This window comes from Streptomyces sp. NPDC104814 (genome assembly GCF_055583185.1).
Window position 1 is genome coordinate 23,553 of sequence record NZ_JBVJOL010000013.1, and the last position, 15,433, is coordinate 38,985.

Here is a 15,433-nt window from a genome sequence, read left to right on the forward strand (position 1 = left end):
TCCCCCCCGGAACCAGCCGACGGGAAGAGGACATGCCCCTCCTGGAACCGCCCCGAGAACCCCGCACCGTCACCCTCCCCGCGCGCCCGGCACGGCACGGGGGCCGCACCGACGTCCTCGTCGTCGGCGGGGGACCGGCCGGCACCGCCGCCGCCCACGCCGCGGCGGAGGCCGGCGCCGACGTCGTCCTGGTGGAGCGCTACGGCTTCCTCGGCGGCAACGCCACGGCCGCCCTGGTGATGCCGCTGATGTCGTTCCACAACGAGCAGAAGCAGGCCGTCTTCGACGAGGACGGGCAGGACGGCCGGCTGCTGCCCTCCGACCACGGCGAAGGCGAGCCGGTCGTGGCCGGTTTCCTGTGGCGGCTGCTGGACCGGCTCACCGCGCGCGGCGGCTGCATCCCGCCCTCCCTGGACACCGGCTACACGGTGCCGTTCGACCCGGAGACCTTCAAGCTGGTCCTCCTCGACCTGCTGGATGAGGCGGGCGTACGGCTGCTGCTGCACTCCTTCGCCTCCGCCGCGCTGCCCCTGGACGACGGCTGGCGGGTGGTGTTCGAGACCAAGTCCGGGCCGGTGGTGATCGACGCCGACGTGGTCGTCGACGGCACCGGGGACGGTGACGTGGCGGCCGCGGCCGGGGCGCCGTTCGAGGTGGGGCGGCCCGAGGACGGGCGGGTGCAGCCGATGACGCTGATGTTCCGCGTCGCCGACTTCGACCCGGAGGGCTTCGCCGGATACGTGCACGCCCACCCCGACCAGTGGCGCGGGGTGCACGGATTGTGGGACCTCGTGGAGGAGGCCACCAGGGCCGGCGAACTGCGCCTCGCACGCGAGGACATGCTCTTCTTCGGCACCCCGCACCCGCACGAGCTGAGCGTCAACAGCACGCGGGTCACCCGGGCCCTCGGCATCGACGTGTGGGACCTCACCCGGGCCGAGTACGTCGCCCGCCGCCAGATGGAACAGATCGACCGCTTCCTGCGCACCCGCGTGCCGGGCTTCGAGAAGGCGTACGCCGTGCAGAGCGGCACCCAGATCGGGGTCCGCGAGACCCGCCGGATCCTCGGCGACTACCAGCTCACCGGCCATGACATCCTCGGCGCCCGCTCCTTCCCGGACGTCGTCGCGCACGGCGCCTACCCGATCGACATCCACAACCCGCGCGGCACCGGCACGGTCCTCAAACGCGTGCCACGCGGCCGCTTCTACGACATCCCGCTGCGCTGCCTGCTGCCCCACGGCACCGAGCGCCTGCTGGTCGCCGGGCGCTGCATCTCCGGCTCCCACGTGGCGCACTCGTCCTACCGCGTCATGCCGATCGCCATGGCGACGGGCCAGGCCGCGGGCGCCTGCGCGGCCCTCGCCGTACGCCTCGGCCGCCCCCCACGCGAGGTCCCCTCCCCTCTGGTCCAGCGGGAACTGCTGCGCCAGGGCGCCCGCCTGCACCTCCCGGAGGACGGACAGGCCGTGGCGGCGGGAAGTTAGCGGTGGCGGCGGTTCCGGGCGCGGCCTGCGCAACGCCCGCCGATTCATGCCTCGTTGTCCCTCCAGCGGCCGCCCTGGGGTGCCGTGTCGTAGCGGGTGGAACGGCCGGCGTTGCCGGTGAAGTCGTTGTCGGTGACGCGGCCCCCCTCCCAGCGGCCCTCGGGCATGATCCACAGGGCGTGGTTCTGGGTGCGTGGCTCCTGGTCGTCCCAGAAGCGGTTGCCGTGCACATGGGGCCGGGTCAGCGGCGCCGACACGGTGAGACCGGCGCGCGGGGCGGGGGAGTCCGGCAGCCGGTAGGCGGTGCCCGCGGGGGGTGTGCCGTCGCGCCAGGCGGAGTCCGCGCCGGGACGCCACGGCGCCAGGGTGAGCTCCGTCGACGTGTTGCGCAGCACCACCGCGCCCTGCCCGCCCACCGTCACCCGCTTGCCCCGGTGGCCGTCGGCCGGCCAGCCGGCGTGCTCGTCGATCAGCGAACGCGCCCGATACCGCACCCCGTCCCCGCCACCCGCCGCAGCGGGCGCGGCCCGCCGCCCGTTGTCGCGGAACCGGTTGCCGAGGAACGCCGGCTCCCGCAGCGCGGCGTCCACCCGTACCCCGTCCAGCGCGTTGCCGCGGATGTCGTTGGACTCCAGTACGACGTCCGTGGCCGGCTCCTGGTCGCCGCCCGCCAGATTGTGCTGCCAGTACCCGTAGCGCCCGTTGCCGCTGATCCGGTTGCCGCGGAAGGCGTACGGCCCCGGCGTGTTGCCGAACCCGATCCCGTCGCGCAGGTTGCCGTCGATGACGCAGCCGGTGACGACCCCGCCGCGCCCGCCGATCCCGGACGTGCCCTGCGAGGACACGTCGAACCCGGCCTCGTGGTTGCCGAGCATCGTGCAGTTGGCGACGAGCAGCCCGTCCGCACCCCAGTCGGAGATGCCGAACCGGTTGTCCTCGGCGTGGCAGGCGGTGATCCGGATGCCCCGCGGCGGCGTCCACCGCTCCTGCTGCAGTTCCAGGAAGATCCCGTTGGTGCCGTTGCCGGTCGCCGTGCACGCCGTCACCGTCAGCCGCTCCACGTCCCCCCAGCCGCCGATCCCGATCCCGATGCCGGCGCCGCCCATCTTCTCCCCGGGGTCCTGCGCCCCGCAGCGCTCGGCGAGCACCCCCTCCACCACCGTGTCCTGCAGGAAGTCGCAGCCGAAGCCGGTCGCGGCGGCATCGTGGACGTACAGGTCGCTGAACCGGCCGCGCAGCACGTACTGCAGCCCGAGGCCCTTGGCCAGCGGCTGGTAGTCCGTCGTCCGTGCGCCCGACGCGTCGATCTCGAAGTGCGCGAAGGTCACGTCGGCCAGGTGGTTGTGCGGCCCGGCGTCGTGCTGCTGCGCGGTGAACCAGACCAGCGGCACCGGCTCGGAAGGACGGCCGGGATTGCGCAGCACGAAGCAGGTCGCGCCGCGTCCGGCGCCGATCAGCGACACCCCGCTGCGCCACACCACCGGCTCGTCCAGGATCGTGTAGCGGCCCGGCGGCACGAGGATCCGGCGCGGCATCCCGTCCGCCGCGCAGGCCGCGCCCAGCTCGTCGACCAGGGCGGCGAGCGCCGGCCGGTCGTCGGTGGTGCCGTCGCCGGCCAGTCCGTACGCGCGTGCGTCGACCGTCAGGGGAGCGGACATCGGCTTCTCCTCTCCTCCGGGGTGCGGGAGCCGAGTACCGGGGTTCGCCCCCGCGCATGCGTCACCCGGCCCGCGCACCTCGCACGCGTGCCGTGACGCGGCGAGGGCGCCGGTGCCCGGCCGGGGTCGCTGGAACAAGTCGGCACGGTGCATGCGCCCGTCCCGCCCGCGGATGCGCCGGACGGCGAAGCGGTCGCCGGTCCCGCTCGCGAGCACGAAACGGGCGAACCCCTTGCGGAGCGGGGCGAGTTAACCCTTCGCCCCGCCGGGATGCTCACGGGACGATCACACTTCCCTCATCTCCTTGCCTAAGTCAATCAATTGTCCTACCTTCGGGGGCCGTATCGATGCGCGCTGCCCTCACGGAGGCCCGACAGCCATGTCCCACGCTCATCCCCGGCCCGCCGAGGAGGTGGCCGCTCCCGGGCGGCCCAACCTCGTGGTGGCGGTGCTGGCCTTCGGCGGGATCGTCGTCTCGCTGATGCAGACCCTGGTGATCCCGATCGTGCCGGAGCTGCCGGCCCTGCTCCACGCCCCCGCCTCCGACACAGCCTGGGCGGTCACGGCGACGCTTCTCGCGGCGGCGGTGGCGACGCCGGTGACGGGCCGGCTGGGGGACATGTTCGGCAAGCGGCGTCTGCTGCTGGCCAGTGTGGTGCTGCTGGTGGCGGGGTCGGTGACGGCCGCGCTCAGCGACAGCCTGACGCCGATGATCGTGGGCCGGGCGCTGCAGGGCCTGGCCTCGGGCGTGATCCCGCTCGGCATCAGCATCATGCGGGACGAACTGCCCGCCGAGCGCCTCGGTTCGGCGACCGCGCTGATGAGCGCCTCCCTCGGTGTGGGCGGCGCCCTGGGTCTGCCCGCGGCGGCGCTGATCGCGGACCACTTCGACTGGCATGTGCTGTTCTGGACCTCGGCGGTACTGGGCGCGGTGGCGTTCGCGCTGGTGTGGGCGCTGGTGCCGGAGTCGGCGGTGCGCACGGGCGGCCGGTTCGACGGCGTCGGCGCGCTGGGCATGGCGGCGGGCCTGATCTGCCTGCTGCTGGCCATCTCCAAGGGCGCGGACTGGGGCTGGGGCAGCGCCACCACGCTCGGCCTGTTCGCCGCAGCGGTCGTGGTCCTGCTGCTGTGGGGCGCGTACGAACTGCGCACCGGTGAGCCGCTGGTGGACCTGCGGACGACCGCCCGCCGCCAGGTGCTCGTCACCAACCTCGCCTCGATCGCGTTCGGTTTCTCGATGTTCGCGATGTCCCTGGTGCTGCCGCAGCTGCTCCAGCTCCCCGAGGCGACCGGCTACGGCCTGGGCAGGTCGATGCTCGACGCCGGTCTCGTCCTGGCGCCGACGGGCCTGGTGATGATGGCGATGGCGCCCGTCTCCGCCGCCGTCTCCCGTGCCCGGGGCCCGAAGGTGACGCTGATGCTCGGCGCGGTGATCGTCGCGGCCGGCTACGGGCTGAACATCTGGCTGATGAGCGCCGTCTGGCAGCTCGTGCTGGTCTCCTGCGTGATCGGCGCCGGCATCGGCTTCGCCTACGGTGCGATGCCCGCGCTGATCATGGGCGCGGTGGAGCCGTCCGAGACGGCCGCCGCCAACAGCCTCAACACCCTCATGCGGTCCATCGGCACCTCGACGGCCGGCGCGATCGCCGGGGTCGTCCTGGCTCACCTGACGACGGACCTCGGATCGGTGGCGCTGCCCAGCGAGAACGGGTTCAAGGTGGTGATGGCCACCGGCTGCGGTGCGGCGGTCCTGGCCCTGCTGGTCGCCGCGTTCATCCCGGGCCGGCGCCCGGCCGCGGCGCCCGCCCCCGCGCCGGAGGCGGCACCCGCTCCGGCGGAGGCATCCGCAGCGGGCGTCGCCGAGACGGGTGAGGAAGCCGTCGCCGAGGCGGGTGAGGTGGCCGTCGGCGCGGCGGTCGCCGTACCGCTGGCCCGCGCGGTCGCCGAGCTGGTGGCGGTGGTCCCCGGCCTGAGCGGCGACGCGCTGGCGCCCGCCGGAGCCGAGGTGCGGGGCCTGGTGCGGGGCACCGAATCCGCGCCGGTCCCGGGCGCCGCACTGACCCTGATCTCCCTCGAGGGACGGCAGTTGGGCCGCGCCGTCACGGACACCGACGGCTCCTACACCCTGCCGGCGCCGGGGCCGGGCACGTATGTGCTGATCGCGGCGGCGGACGGCTGCCGGCCGCAGGCCACCACGCTCGTCGTCACCGGCCGCGAGGTCGCGCACGACGTGCTGCTCGACGGCTCCGGCGGGCTGAGCGGCGTGGTGCGGTCGGCGGACAGCGGGGCGCCCGTCGCCGACGCGGTCGTGATCGTCACCGATGTCCGCGGCGACGTCCTGGCCACCGGACGCACCGACGTCCTCGGCGAGTTCATCCTCACCGACCTGGTGCCCGGCCCGGTCACCCTCGCCGTCAACGCGCCCAAGCACCGCCCGCTGGCCCTGCACGCCGAGATATCCGCCACCGGCGTCACCCGCGTCGACGTCGACCTCACCGTCGGCGCGTACGTCCGAGGCACCGTGCGCGGGGCCGGCGCACCGCTCGGCGACGCCCGGGTCACCCTGGTGGACGCCGCGGGCAACGTCGTCGGCACGACCACGACCGGCGCGGACGGGGCGTACGCCTTCTCCGACCTCGACAGCGGCGCGTACACGGTGATCGCGACCGGCTATCCGCCCAGGGCGACCGGGATCACCGTCGCCGGCGGCGGGGACGGGGAGCACGACATCGAACTGGCCCACCCCGCGCCGTAACCGATCCGCCGCCCCCTGGCGGAAGACGGTGCCTTGTCCGCCCCGCGCGGACAGGGCACCGTGCCGGGGCGGCCTACCGGCCTGGCGCACGCGGCGAGTTCGCCGGTGGTGCGCCGAACAGCCCGGCGCGGGAGGGAAGTTGCGTACGGCGGGCGCCCGGCACCCGTGTGACGGGTGGGGTGCGAACCCGCCGGATGATGAAAGGTCCCCCTCACGTGGCCTGTCGGGGTCCCCGGTCGATCGCTAGGCTGGCCGCGGACGACGAGTCGGGAGGAGCACGGACGTGGCCGAGAGCACCATCCAGCAACAGCCGCTCACGGGCTGGGACAAGCCGGAGCTGGACCTCAGCAACGCCCAGTGGCAGTCGGGCAGCCGAGGCCTGGGGGATGTCCAGATCGCCTTTGTCGAGGGGTTCATCGCGATGCGCAACAGCCGCCGTCCCGCGAGCCCGTCCCTGATCTTCACGCCCGCGGAGTGGGGCGCCTTCGTATCCGGCGCACGGGAGGGCGAGTTCGATCTGACCTGAGAGAGTTTCGGGCACCCGCCCCTCGGAGCCTAGTGGCGGGCCCGCCTCCTCGGGCACAGCCTCGGCTGGGCCTGCGCCCGGCGTGACGGCGCGCTCGTCGGATTCGTGCACCTCGCCCGGGACGGCGGGCCCACTCCTTCGTCCTGGACGCCATGGTGGCCGCGCCCGAGCGCGGAGCCGGCGCGCTCGTCGCCGGGGCCGCCCGCGGGGCCCGCGCGGCGGTCTGCGCCCGGCTGCACGTCGACCACGCGCCGGAGCCGGGGGCCTCCCACCTCGGCGCGTGTGGCTTCGAGCCGGCGAGCGCCGGCCTGCTCGCCCTGTGACGACCGACGTCCCGCGAGGGCCGCCCGCGTGCTTTTCACCTCCTTTTCCGGACACGTGACCACACAAGCCGCTCCCGGAGTGCCGCCTGGGCCAGGCTGGCCCAGGATGAGGAAGGTCTTGTTCCGGAGGTGAGAGACGCATGAGCACGCTGCCGGTCATCGCGGCGGTCGACGGCTCCGAGGACAGCCTGCGCGCCCTGGACTGGGCCGCCGAGGCGGCCCAGGCGCGCACGGCTCCGCTGCAGGTGGTCCATGTGCGGCAGTACGTCGCCTGGGCGCAGCCCGGCGCACCCGTGGTCCTGCCGCCCCCGCCGGAGGAGGACCCGGTGCTCACCGAGGCCCGCGCCCGCCTCGACACGCGCGGACAGGCGCCCGCGGCTGCCTACATCGGGATCGACGGCGCACCGGCCGCCGCGCTGCCGGAACTGGCCGTGGACGCCCAGCTGCTCGTGCTCGGCTCCCGCGGCCGCGGCGGCTTCACCAGCCTGCTGCTCGGCTCCAACGGCATGACCGCGGCGCGGGAGGCCCCGTGCCCGGTCGTCGTCGTGCCCCGGGCCGACCGCACGGTCGAGGGCGCACCGCCGGGTGAGCCGGGCCCCCGGGTGGTGGTGGGCCTCAACGCCGACGGCCCCGACGAGGCCACCCTGGAGTTCGCGTTCACGGAGGCCGAGCTGCGCCGGGCCCGGCTGCAGGTCGTCGCCGCCTACCCGTGGCCCGCCCAGAGCTGGACCACACACGGCGAGATCCTGCCACCGGCCGTCGACCAGGCGGCCGTCGAGGCGGAGACCCGCGCCCTGACCGACGGCTTCCTCGCCCCCTGCCGCGAACGCCACCCGCAGGTGCGGGCCGAGCCTTCGGTGCTCCCCGGCGACGCGGCGGGCAACCTCGTCGCGGCCTCCCAGGGGGCCGACCTCGTCGTCGTCGGCCGCCACCGCCGCCGGCCCCTCGCCCCCCGGCTGCTGGGCTCCGTCACCCACGCGGTCCTGCTGCACGCGGTGTGCCCGATCGCGGTGGTCCCCCCGCAGCCGCCGGAGGAGTGACCCCCGGCCCGCGCGCCGGGCCGCCCCCGCTCACCGGCCGCACACGGCATCCGACGAACCCGCACGCGGGACCCGACGAGCCCGCACACGGCATCCGATGAGCCCGCACACGGCATCCGATGAGCCCGCACGCGGGACCCGGTGGGCGCGATCGGCCCGCGCGCCCGGCTCGTACCACCACGAACGGCGTCGCAAGATCACCTGGGTGGCGGCCCGCACGACGCCGAAGGGCGCGGGGCACGTACCATGGCCGCATGTCGTTCCTCCGTCGCCGCAGCGCCACCCCCGCCGGCCCCGACTTCGACGTGCTGGCCATGGACCCGGGCGACTGGCCCGGAAACCTGGGTGCCGGCCTGCTGCCCGCCCCCGACGGCACCTGCCAGGGCGTCTACCTGCGTTACGACCTCTTCGGCGGCCGCGGCCCGGCCATGATCATCGGCAATCTCCCCGAGGGCTCACCGGCCCGCGAGGTGGACGAGGGAGAGGTCCCCTTCGAGGTGGCCCAGCTGCTGCTGGCGCTGGAGAACGACGAGGAGGTGACCGTGGTCGGCACCGAGGACGTGCCCGTGCTGCAGGGGGACAACCTGCTCATCGTGCGCCGGCTGAAGCTGTCGGAGGGCCGCATCTCCTGCGTGCAGTTCGACCGCAGCGACAACGTCCTGGTCACCATCGCCGCCTGGGACCGCCCCATCACGGACGACCTGTACGCCCTGCTGAAGCCGCTCCCCGCGGAGCTGTTCCAGCAGGGCTGAGGCCCGCCGCGATCACTCGGACGACGGCGCCACCTGCACGTCGGCCGCCCGTACGAAGGCCACGCGGTGGCCGTACTGGATCTCGTAGTACAGGTCCTTGCCGACGACCACCCGGTGCGAGCCCTCGTCGAAGGTCACCGCGTAGTAGTACTCACCCGGCACCTTGTCCCCGACCACGTAAGCCTGGCCGGCCGCCACCTTGTACGGCAGCGGGGACACCGACTGCGCGGGGACGCCCGCCGGATACGCCGAGGCCTCCGGGTACGCCCTGCCGTACACCGGGATGCTCGCCGCGCCGGCCTTCGGGGTGACCACCAGGCCCGCCGCGGGCACGGCCGCCGGCTTGCCGTGGGGGTTCTTGAACCAGGCCTTCTGGCCCAGGTACCAGATCGCCGTCCAGTCGCCGTCCTGCCCGGCCACCGCGTACTGCTGCCCGGTGGAGACCCGCGAGGACAGGTCGTTGACATCGTTCGTCGGTGTCCTCCCCGTACCGATGTCCTTGATCAGCGGGGAGTTCTCGTCCGGCTGCGAGTACAGCCGCACCTCGCTCGAGCCGTGCGCCGGGCACACCTGGCCGCCCTTGGTGCAGCCCGTGTACACCGGCTGGTTCGCGGCGTAGTCCGGCCGGATGGTCACCAGGCCGCCGCCGCTGCGCGCGGTCCGCTTCACCGGGTGGCCCAGCAGCTCGAAGTAGTGCCGCCAGTCCCAGTACGGACCGGGGTCGGTGTGCATGCCCGGGATCGTGCCCGTCGTGGGACCGGGCACCGTGTCGTGGCCCAGGATGTGCTGCCGGTCCAGCGGGATGCCGTACCGCTCGGACAGGTACTTCACCAGACGGGCGGAGGCACGGTACATCGCCTCCGTGTACCAGGCGTCCGGGTCGGCCAGGAAGCCCTCGTGCTCCAGGCCGACCGACGCGCCGTTGATGTACCAGTTGCCCGCGTGCCAGGCCACGTCCTTGGCCTTCACATGCTGGGCGATGTGCCCGTCGGTGGAGCGCAGCGTGTAGTTCCACGACACATACGTCGGGTCCTTGATCAGGTTGAGGACGCCCTCCCAGCCGCCCTCGGTGTCATGGACGACGATGTAGCGGATGCGCTGCGAGGCGGGCCGGTCGGCCAGGTCGTGGTTGCCATAGTCGTTGTCGCCGAACTGCTCGTACGGCGCCGGCACCCACTCGCACGACACGGACGACGGGCACTCGGTGTTCGCCGCCGACGCCCGGCGCAGGTGCGTGCGGGCGAGCTGCCCGGTGTCGGGGGCCACACGGGGCTGCGCCGCGAGCGCCACCAGCTGACCCGAGTCCGTGAAACGTTCCTGCCCGGTGTGGATCACGTCGAACACGTCGTTCGCGTACGCCGCGGCCGTCCCCGTGTCGTCGGCTCCGGAGAAGCGGGCGACGGCGCCGTACCACTCGGCCGGGTCGGCGCTGAGCGGCTCGCCCAGGTCCTTCTGCGCGGCGGCCAGCAGCGCGGCGCCGCCCGCGATGTTCGCGGCCGGGTCCGAGCGCAGCTCCCCGTCCGGGATGCCGGTCAGCTCGGCGGCCCGGGTGAGCGTCTTCAGCCGCGCGGGCAGCGCGCTCTCCTCGGGGAGCTTCGGCTCGGGGCGCAGCGCCGGGCGGGCCTCGTCGCCGCGGGCGTCCTCGGTGCCGTCGCTGTGGTGCGGCGAGGTCGCCAGCGCGGTGCGGGCGTCGGTGAGGTGCATGGGGCCGTAGCCGCCGGTCACGCTCGGCGCGCCCCCGTGCGTGTCCCAGCGGGACTGCAGGTAGGAGACGCCGAGGAGGACGCTCTGCGGCACGTGGTACTCGGCCGCCGCGGCGGCGAAGGCCCGCTGGAGCGCGCCCGCGGAATCGTCGGCGTGGGACGGGCCGGCGCCGAGCAGCGGCAGCAGCAGCGCGCCGGACGCCACGGCGACGGCGCCCCGGCGGGCGAGCCGTCCGGGACCGTGGGAGAGATGGGGGTCGGTGGCGGAACCGCGCAAAGCTGCCTCCAGAGACGTGCGGTCATGACGGGGCGTGCGGAGCCGAACCCGGTCAGTGGTACCGGCTGGCCGACGATCCGTCAATCATGCGGTCATGGAGGCGATTTCCCACGTCAGACGGTGGGTGGGGCGGGTTTCGCGGCGGGTGGTTCACCCGCCTGCACGGCGTCAGTGGCCCATACCAGTGGTTGTGGTCCGCCACCCGGCGGCCGTCCGCGGTGCGCCGCCGCTGCGAGCGCACCGCGGACCACGGCCCCGGCGTGCGGGCACCGACCGGCGTGGGAGGGTGCCGGTGCCCGGCGGCCGGGGTATCGGGCGGCCGGCCCACGGCGGCCCGCCGCACCGCTGGAGGAGGCCTTCCACGGGTGCCGCGTCGCCGCCCTCGCGGGCCGTCGGCGCGCGGCACCTTCCCTCGGGGCGCCGGTCAGCGGGTGCCGACCGCCGCGCGTACCGCCCGGCGGACCAGTTGGCAGTCGTCGTGCAGGCGGCGCAGCAGCAGGCGCAGTTCCTCGCCGGAGGGCGCGGCGCCGGGGTGGGCCGATCCCGGGGCGGCCGGGGGAGCGTCGTGCATCGAACGCTGCACGGCCGTCTCGTAGGTGCGGATCTCCCGGGTGAGGACGAGCATCAGGTTCACCAGGAAGGCGTCCCGGGCCGCCGGACCCGCCTGCTGCGCGAGCTGGCTGATCTGCCGCCGGGCCACGGGGGCGTCCCCGAGCACGGACCACAGCGTCGCCAGGTCGTAGCCCGGCAGGTACCACCCCGCGTGCTCCCAGTCGACCAGCACCGGACCGGCCGGCGACAGCAGGAGGTTCGACAGCAGGGCGTCGCCGTGGCAGAACTGGCCCATGCCGCCCCGGCCCGCCGCGTGCGCGATGCCGTGCAGCAGCTTCTGCAGGTCGCCCAGGTCGCGGTCGGTGAGCAGGCCCAGTTCGTGGTAGCGGTTGATCCGGGCCGCGTAGTCCAGCGGGGCGCCGAAGGTCCCGGCCGGCGGCCGCCAGGCGTTCAGCCGGCAGATCGCCGACAGTGCCGCCCGTACGTCCGTCCGCGGCGGGGCCTCCACCGGGTGCCGCTGGAGTGCCGCCACCCGTCCCGGCATCCGCTCGACGATCAGTGTGCCGTTGTCCGGATCCGCCGCGATCAGCCTCGGTACCCGCACCGGGGGGCGGTGCCGGACGAACGTGCGGTATGCGGCTATCTCCTGCCGGTACCGCTCGGCCCACTCGGGGGAGTGGTCCAGTAAGCACTTGGCGACGGCCGTGCTGCGACCGGTCGTGCCGACCAGGAGCACGGAGCGTCCGCTGCGGCGCAGCACCTGCACCGGGGAGAACTCCGGGCAGATCCGGTGCACCGACGCGATCGCCGAGCGCAGCTGCGCTCCCTGGGGGCCGGACAAGTCGAGTCTCCCGCTGAGCGGTTGCGTGCCGGCCCCCGGGCCGCGCCGGCCGCGGGCCGCGCCGAGCACGGGGGCCGCCCCACGCGTGGGGGCCAGATAGGGGCCGCTGCCGCCCACCGCGGGGCGGGGGAGCAGCGGCCGGGGCGGGGCGGACACGGAGGACGATGCTGCGTACATGGGCGAAACAGATCCCTTCGTGTGCCTGCGACGTCAAAGCGCCGTCCGCCCCGGCCGCCGTGGTGCACCCTGGGGAGTGCGCCCGTCGCGATGGCTGCGAGCGGGTGGCGACCGGGTCGGGGTGGCGCATATCTACCTGACACCCGGCGGCCACTGGCACACCATCTGGCGGACCCTGGCGAACCCTGGCGAATAGTCGCTCGGCACCTCCCACCGGGCTACTGTCAACTCAGCCGAGAACCTGGGGGCTTGAGTGAGCGGACAACCCAACACCCGTCTTGCGGACCTGTTCGGCATGGCCGGCTGGTCCAAGGGAGAACTCGCGAGGCTGGTCAACAAGCAGGCGGCGGCCATGGGCCACCCGCAGCTGTCGACCGACACCTCACGGGTGCGGCGGTGGATCGAGACGGGAGAGATCCCGCGCGATCCGGTGCCGCGGGTGCTGGCGGCCCTGTTCACCGAGCGTCTCGGCCGTGTCGTGACCATCGAGGACCTCGGTCTGGTCCGGCACGGGCGCGCGGGGAAACGGCAGGGCGACGGGAGCGTGGAGCATCCCGACGGTGTGCCGTGGGCGCCCGAGCGGACAGCGGCGGTCCTCACCGAATTCACGGGAATGGACCTCATGCTCAACCGACGCGGCTTGGTGGGCGCGGGTGCCGCGCTCGCCGCGGGATCCGCACTCAGCGGAGCCATGCACGACTGGCTGCACACCGACCCGACCCTTTCCGCCGACGCCCCCCACATCGACCACCCCCTGCACGCCGACCCCGCCGGGTACGACCGCTACGAGGCCGCCCCCATCGGGACGCAGGAGGTCGAGGAACTCGAACGCTCGGTCGAGGTCTTCCGCGCCTGGGACGCGGCCCGCGGCGGCGGGCTCCAGCGCAAGGCCGTGGTGGGCCAGCTCAACGAGGTGGGCGGCATCCTCGCCTACCACCACTCGCCGGGCATCCAGCGCCGCCTGTGGGGCGTCGCCGCCAACCTCGCCGTCCTGGCCGGCTGGATGTCGCACGACGTGGGCCTGGAGCCCACGGCGCAGAAGTACTTCGTCATCGCCGCCCACGCGGCGCGCGAGGGCGGGGACCGCCCGCGCGCGGGCGAGGCGCTGTCCCGGGCGGCCCGGCAGATGGTGCACCTGGGCCGGCCCGACGACGCGCTGGACCTGATGAAACTCGCCCAGACCGGCTCGGGCGAGAGGCTGCTGCCCCGGACCAAGGCGATGTTCCACACCATCGAGGCCTGGGCGCAGGCGTCGATGGGCAAGGGCCAGGCCATGCGCCGCACCCTCGGCCAGGCCGAGGACCTCTTCGTCTCCGACAAGGCCGACGAGGAGACGCCGGACTGGATGCAGACCTTCAAGGCCGAGGACCTGTACGGGATGCAGGCGCTCGCCTACCGCACCCTGGCGGAGTTCGACCCCGACGCGGCCGTGCACGCGCAGTACTACGCGCAGAAGGCGCTGGACCTGCGGATCGACGGCCGGGAGCGCTCGAAGATCTTCGACCATCTGTCCATGGCGTCGGCCTGCTTCATCGCCGACGACCCCGAACAGGCCGACCGCTACGCCCGGCTGGCCCTGATGTCGATGGGCTCGAACTCCTCCCGCCGCACCTGGGACCGGCTGCGCCAGATGTACCGGCTCACCGCCGAGTACGCCGGCTACCCGGGCATCCAGGAACTGCGCGAGGAGATCATGCAGGCCTTGCCCAAGGGCAAGAGCAGCAGGGCGGGAGGCAGCGCACCGGCGTAGCGAGCGGGCCGTCCCGTCACCAGGAGCGAGGAGCGGGCGACCCGGGTGACAGCGGCGGGCGCGTTCCCCGCGTGAGAGACGGGCGAAGGGGTTACGACTCCACCCGGGCCACCAGGACGCACGCACCGTCCTGGCGCTCGGCGGCGTCGGACTCCGCCACGACCGCGCGCACGCAGTCCTGCGCGTCGGGGGCCTCCGCGATCCGCGGGGCGAGAGCGAGCAGCGCGTCGGAGCCGTCCGTCGCGGCGTGCGAGGGCAGCAGGCCCGCGGTGTGCAGCAGGAGTACGTCGCCGACCTCGAGGGTCTCCTCGGCCTGGCCGTAGCCGGCGGTCGGGGTGGCCCCGAGCAGCACGCCGTCCGGGGGCACCAGCCGGCGCCCCGTCCCGGCGCGGTACAGCACGGGGGCGGGGTGCCCCGCCTGCGCCCACACCAGGGTGCGGTCGGCCGGCCGGTAGCGGCAGCAGACGGCGCTGCCCAGGGCCGGCCGGCCGGCGGTGTCCAGTAACTGGTTGAGCAGCGCCATGAGCTGCCCGGGTGCGGTGCCCGCCATCGCCATGCCGCGCACGGCGCCGAGCAGCATCGCCATGGTGGACGCCACGGCCGGTCCATGGCCGGTGAGGTCGCCGACGCCCAGCAGGCTCTCGCCCGCGGGCAGTTCCAGGGCGTCGTACCAGTCGCCGCCGATCAGCTCGCCGGCCGCGGCGGGCAGATAGTGGGCGGCGATGTCGAGGGAGCCGGTGCCGCGGCGCGGGAGCCGCAGGGAGCCGTGCCACGGGGGGAGCACGGCTTCCTGCAGCTCGACCGCGACCCGGTGCTCGGTCTGCGCCCGCTGCCGGCGGCGCCGCAGCGAGTCACGGGTCTCGCTCACCGCCCGCTCGCTGCGCCGCAGTTCACTGACGTCACGCAGCACCGCCCACATCGAGGTGGTACTGCCGTCGGTGTCGAGCACCGGCTCGCCCATCATGTGCACCGTGCGGATCTCGCGGTCCGGGCGCACGACGCGGAACTCGCCGTCGATCGGTTTGGCGTCGATCAGGCAGTCCGTGACCATCGCCGTCAGCTGCGGCCGGTCCTCCTCCAATACCAGGGAGGGCAGTTCGTCCAGGGTGAGCGCCGGGCCGGACGGGTCTCGGCCGAGGATCCGGTACAGCTCGCCGGACCAGGTGGCCTCGTCGGTCAGCAGGTTCCACTCCGCGGTGCCGACCCGGCCGATCAGCGCACCGCTCGGTGCCTGCTCGGCCCCGGCGGGCGGCTCCTCGGTCGCGGGCCCGGGGGGCAGCGGGCCGTCCCGCAGTTGCGCCAGGTGCTCGTCGAGGTCGTCGAGCTGGTGCAGCGCCAGCTCGTACAGGGCGCGCTGCCAGCGCTCCGCGGGGTCGCTGCCGTCGCCCTGGGTGTCCCGCCGTACCGCGTCCACGTCACCCTTGAGCCGCCGCGTCTGCGATATCAGCGCGTCCACCGAGCCGCGGGAGGGCGGCTGGGCGGAAGAGCGGTCCGCGGAGACATGGGACGGCATGACGCACTCCGATGCGGGACGGTACGGCCGGACGGGTGGGACCGGTTACGACTGTTGCACAGCGCGCGATGCCGTGTAA

General features: G+C 74.2%; 11 protein-coding genes. 7 read left to right on the forward strand and 4 right to left on the reverse strand.

The features are described 5' to 3' along the window. Nucleotides 1-32 precede the first annotated feature (32 nt). Nucleotides 33-1,487 carry an FAD-dependent oxidoreductase gene (locus tag ACZ64A_RS32490; protein WP_469815511.1) on the forward strand — a complete coding sequence of 485 codons (1,455 nt, stop codon included), beginning with the start codon at nucleotides 33-35 and terminating at the stop codon, nucleotides 1,485-1,487. A gap of 44 nt (nucleotides 1,488-1,531) precedes the next feature. Here the strand turns inward: ACZ64A_RS32490 and ACZ64A_RS32495 are convergent, their stop codons facing one another. Continuing rightward, a complete protein-coding gene (locus ACZ64A_RS32495) occupies nucleotides 1,532-3,145 on the reverse strand; it encodes a right-handed parallel beta-helix repeat-containing protein (RefSeq protein WP_469815513.1) in 1,614 nt (537 codons plus the stop codon). Between the two features lie 379 nt (nucleotides 3,146-3,524). On the opposite strand from ACZ64A_RS32495, the gene ACZ64A_RS32500 reads away from it, so the two are divergent. The 5 genes from ACZ64A_RS32500 (at nucleotide 3,525) to ACZ64A_RS32520 (ending at nucleotide 8,541) form a co-directional block, all read left to right on the forward strand. Next, entirely contained in the window at nucleotides 3,525-5,900 is a 2,376-nt protein-coding gene (locus ACZ64A_RS32500; protein ID WP_469815514.1) for an MFS transporter, read from the forward strand. Between the two features lie 283 nt (nucleotides 5,901-6,183). Beyond that, a complete protein-coding gene (locus ACZ64A_RS32505; RefSeq protein ID WP_361638029.1) occupies nucleotides 6,184-6,426 on the forward strand; it encodes a DUF397 domain-containing protein in 243 nt (80 codons plus the stop codon). A gap of 152 nt (nucleotides 6,427-6,578) precedes the next feature. Next, nucleotides 6,579-6,749: a hypothetical protein gene (locus ACZ64A_RS32510; protein WP_469815516.1), complete on the forward strand. Its 171-nt coding sequence runs from the start codon at nucleotides 6,579-6,581 to the stop codon at nucleotides 6,747-6,749. Nucleotides 6,750-6,889: 140 nt separating this feature from the next. After that, nucleotides 6,890-7,789 (forward strand): universal stress protein, encoded by a 900-nt coding sequence (locus ACZ64A_RS32515; protein ID WP_469815517.1) that lies wholly within the window; start codon nucleotides 6,890-6,892, stop codon nucleotides 7,787-7,789. A 254-nt stretch (nucleotides 7,790-8,043) separates the two neighbouring features. After that, complete coding sequence (locus tag ACZ64A_RS32520; RefSeq protein ID WP_469815518.1) at nucleotides 8,044-8,541, forward strand: hypothetical protein; 498 nt, start codon at nucleotides 8,044-8,046, stop codon at nucleotides 8,539-8,541. 12 nt (nucleotides 8,542-8,553) lie between these two features. Here ACZ64A_RS32520 and ACZ64A_RS32525 read toward each other — a convergent pair whose 3' ends face one another. Both ACZ64A_RS32525 and ACZ64A_RS32530 read right to left on the reverse strand, forming a co-directional pair. Beyond that, complete coding sequence (locus ACZ64A_RS32525) at nucleotides 8,554-10,521, reverse strand: N-acetylmuramoyl-L-alanine amidase (RefSeq protein WP_469815519.1); 1,968 nt, start codon at nucleotides 10,519-10,521, stop codon at nucleotides 8,554-8,556. Between the two features lie 424 nt (nucleotides 10,522-10,945). Further along, a complete protein-coding gene (locus ACZ64A_RS32530) occupies nucleotides 10,946-12,091 on the reverse strand; it encodes an aminoglycoside phosphotransferase family protein (RefSeq protein ID WP_469815520.1) in 1,146 nt (381 codons plus the stop codon). 253 nt (nucleotides 12,092-12,344) lie between these two features. On the opposite strand from ACZ64A_RS32530, the gene ACZ64A_RS32535 reads away from it, so the two are divergent. Beyond that, nucleotides 12,345-13,841: a DNA-binding protein NsdB gene (locus ACZ64A_RS32535; protein ID WP_469815521.1), complete on the forward strand. Its 1,497-nt coding sequence runs from the start codon at nucleotides 12,345-12,347 to the stop codon at nucleotides 13,839-13,841. A gap of 91 nt (nucleotides 13,842-13,932) precedes the next feature. Here ACZ64A_RS32535 and ACZ64A_RS32540 read toward each other — a convergent pair whose 3' ends face one another. Continuing rightward, on the reverse strand, nucleotides 13,933-15,354 hold the full coding sequence (locus ACZ64A_RS32540) for a PP2C family protein-serine/threonine phosphatase (RefSeq protein ID WP_469815522.1): 1,422 nt from the start codon (nucleotides 15,352-15,354) through the stop codon (nucleotides 13,933-13,935). Nucleotides 15,355-15,433: the final 79 nt, after the last annotated feature.